The organism is Gilvimarinus sp. 1_MG-2023, assembly GCF_030548285.1.
On sequence record NZ_JAUOSC010001043.1, the window covers coordinates 1 to 270 of the forward strand.

Here is a 270-nt window from a genome sequence, read left to right on the forward strand (position 1 = left end):
CGCCTATTCCCAGCTCCCTGTAGTCATTGTAGAGGGGTGGGATGAACACACGCTAAGCGAGCAAAAATTGCGTGAGTGGCTGCAGCAGCTTGCGCCCTATAACGATGACCCGGAAATGAGGCTTAAAACCCTGGAAAAGCTCCAACTTGATTACTGGTGGCAAAAAATCGAGTCTACATGGCAGGCGGACAATGGGCGGTAAGGAGCGAAAGCTACGCGTAACTTTTACACAGGCGGCCTAGTCTCAGTTGAGCACGATACATCACAGCT

The 270-nt window shown here is 51.5% G+C and carries 1 protein-coding gene; it reads left to right on the forward strand.

The features are described 5' to 3' along the window. Window positions 1–202: hypothetical protein (locus Q4563_RS20050; RefSeq protein WP_303605763.1), on the forward strand; the 202-nt coding region annotated here is incomplete at its 5' end. Between the last annotated feature and the right edge of the window lie 68 nt (window positions 203–270).